Genomic DNA, 1,425 nt, shown 5'->3' on the forward strand with positions numbered 1-1,425 from the left:
GGCAAGACCATCGACTTCCGCGAGCTGGCCCAGCAAGGCATGACCCTGGTCGGCCTGACCCAATCCTTCAACGGCAGCGTTGCGAGCTTCCAGCCCAACCTGGTGGAAAACCTGGCCCGCGGCGATGAGAACTACCTGGCCCTGCTGGATGCGGCGGATGCCTATATCGAGCGCAACGGCCTCGACCTGCCGCCAGAGCCCGAAGCGCGTCGCGTATTTCCCGATGCCGAGTGCATCAAGCACCCGATCCTGGAACTGGACCTGGCCAAGGCCGGTATCACTTCAATCATCTGGGCCACCGGGTTTGCCGTGGATTACAGCTGGCTGAAGGTCGATGCATTTGACGCCGCCGGCAAGCCGCAGCACCAGCGCGGCGTGGCCAGCGAGTCGGGCATCTACTTCCTCGGTTTGCCATGGCAGTCGCGCCGGGGCTCGTCGTTTATCTGGGGGGTGTGGCATGACGCCAAGTACGTGGCCGACCATATCGCCATCCAGCGCCAATACCTTGAGTACCGCGAACCGGCACCGGTTGTTCACACCTCACCTGTCAGCGCCTGATCACTTTTTTCTGGAGTTTTTTTGATGCCTACTCACACTCGCATCCGCATGTTCAACACCAAGGAAACCTACCCTAACCAGAGCCTGGACAATGACCTGTGCCAGGCCGTACGCGCCGGCAACACGGTGTATGTACGGGGCCAGGTGGGCACCGATTTCGACGGCAACCTGATCGGCCTTGGCGACCCGCGCGCGCAAGCCGAACAGGCAATGAAAAACGTCAAGCAACTGCTGGAAGAGGCCGGCAGCGACCTGAGCCACATCGTCAAGACCACCACCTACCTGATCGACCCGCGCTACCGCGAGCCGGTGTACCAGGAAGTCGGCAAGTGGCTCAAGGGCGTGTTCCCGATCTCCACCGGGTTGGTGGTTTCGGCCCTGGGCCAGCCACAGTGGCTGATGGAAATCGACGTGATTGCAGTTATCCCCGAGTAACCCAAGGAGGCACGACATGACCTTTTCAATCGTCGCCCGCTGCGCGGAAACCGGCCAGATGGGCATTGCCATCAGCTCATCGAGCATCGCCGTAGGCGCCCGCTGCCCATGGCTGCGGCCCGGCGTGGGTGCGGTCTCGACCCAGAACATCACCCTGCCCGCCCTGGGCCCGGACGTACTCGATCTATTGGAGCAAGGCCTTGCCCCTGCCGATGCCGTAGACAAGGCCCTGACCCGCAACGGCTACAGCCAATACCGGCAACTGACGGCGATTGATCACCTCGGGCGCACGGTGCATTTCAGCGGCAACGAAACCCTTGGCACCCACAATGCGGTGTCGGGCGAACAGTGCGTGGCCGCCGGCAATATGCTCGCCGACCGCGCGGTGATCGAGGCGATGGTCAAGGCCTTCGAGCAAGGCGAAGGCCAACT

Annotated in this window: 2 protein-coding genes and 1 pseudogene; all 3 read left to right on the plus strand. The window is 62.5% G+C overall.

Features of this window, described 5'->3' with window-relative positions; translation table 11 throughout:
* Positions 1-558: pseudogene (locus tag HX846_RS36910) on the plus strand (FAD-dependent oxidoreductase); the annotation flags it as partial.
* A gap of 24 nt (positions 559-582) precedes the next feature.
* On the plus strand, positions 583-993 hold the full coding sequence (locus HX846_RS36915; RefSeq protein ID WP_003207327.1) for a RidA family protein: 411 nt from the start codon (positions 583-585) through the stop codon (positions 991-993).
* Between the two features lie 16 nt (positions 994-1,009).
* Positions 1,010-1,425: DUF1028 domain-containing protein (locus HX846_RS36920; RefSeq protein ID WP_178967426.1), on the plus strand; the 416-nt coding region annotated here is incomplete at its 3' end.

This window comes from Pseudomonas sp. K5002, from assembly GCF_013386655.1.
Taxonomy (GTDB): Bacteria; Pseudomonadota; Gammaproteobacteria; order Pseudomonadales; family Pseudomonadaceae; genus Aquipseudomonas.